This window comes from Kribbella swartbergensis, assembly GCF_054784135.1.
Genome location: NZ_BAAGPM010000063.1, coordinates 1 through 1,277 on the forward strand (window position 1 = coordinate 1; position 1,277 = coordinate 1,277).

The window sequence follows — 1,277 nt, forward strand, 5'->3', positions numbered from 1 at the left end:
TGTCCAAGAACCCGGAGCGGAGCCACTGACCATGCCTGAGATTGCCACGATCGGCCTTGATATCGCGAAGAACGTCTTCCAGCTGCACGGCGTCGACAGAAGTGGAAAGATCGTCCTGCGCAAGGCGCTACGCCGCAGCCAAGTCCCAGGTTTCTTCAGCACGCTTCCACCTTGCCTGATCGGGCTGGAAGCCTGCGCGACCGCTCACCATTGGGCGCGCACGCTCACGGCCTTCGGCCATGATGTCCGTCTGATCCCACCCGCATACGTGAAGCCGTATTTGCGCCGGCAGAAGAACGATGCCGCGGACGCGGCTGCGATCTGCGAGGCCGTCACGCGGCCCTCGATGCGCTTCGTTCCGGTCAAGAGCCCGCAGCAGCAGAGCACCCTGATGCTGCATGGAGCTCGCGATCTCCTGATTGGCCAGCGAACCGCCCTGATCAATGCCCTGCGCGGTCACTTTGCAGAGCTGGGCATCGTCGTCGCCCAAGGCGCTCGCAACACACGCCAGCTGATTGCCCTCATTCATGATGACGCCAGCCCTGACCTCCCCGCGATGGCCCGGGTCGCACTCCAGCCTCTGGCGGCGATGCTGCTCGGGATTGAGGCGCAGATTGCCAAACTCGACAAAGCCATCCTGGCCGCCCACCGCAGCGATCCGGTGAGCATCCGACTGGCCACCATTCCCGGCATCGGCCCGATTGTGGCCTCCTGTCTCTCGGCCAGTGTTCCAGATGCCAGCCTGTTTCAGGGCAGCCGGGAGTTTGCCGCCTATCTTGGCCTCGTGCCCCGGCAGCACTCAACCGGCGGCAAGGCGCGGCTTGGCTCCATCTCCAAGATGGGCAACCGGCACCTGCGCAAGCTGCTGGTCGTCGGCGCGCACGCGGCGCTCTACAGCATGAAGTCCGGCAAGACCAGGACAACAGTGGCGGACTGGGCCCGAAGCCTCCTGGCTAAGAAGCCATTCAAGGTGGTGGCCGTCGCGCTGGCCAACAAGATGGCTCGGATCGCCTGGGCTGTGATGGCCAGGAGCACGGCTTACGAGCCCGGGAGCCAGGGAGTTGCCGCATCGGCGGCATAGGCGACCAATTCAAACGTTTTGCCCGTAGGGCATTCCAGTTGGCACGGTGATGATGAAATGATGTGAAGCCAAAGCGGACATGGACCGCCAGATCTGGAAAACCCGTGGTATTGTCTTGCGTCAGTCGAGCGCGATAACGTGAGAGGGACCAGCTTCCAGCGCAAAACATCAGGGCCTGCGGTCAGGAAGCACCGCG

Annotated in this window: 1 protein-coding gene; it reads left to right on the forward strand. The window is 63.4% G+C overall.

What is annotated here, in order from left to right; genetic code table 11:
• Positions 1-31 precede the first annotated feature (31 nt).
• Positions 32-1,081 carry an IS110 family RNA-guided transposase gene (locus tag ACYVOK_RS34500; protein WP_460666807.1) on the forward strand — a complete coding sequence of 350 codons (1,050 nt, stop codon included), beginning with the start codon at positions 32-34 and terminating at the stop codon, positions 1,079-1,081.
• Positions 1,082-1,277: the final 196 nt, after the last annotated feature.

Coding starts and splice junctions, on each gene's coding strand:
- ACYVOK_RS34500 (WP_460666807.1), top strand. CDS start 32: ATGCCTGAGATTGCCACGATCGGCCTTGATATCGCGAAGAACGTCTTC.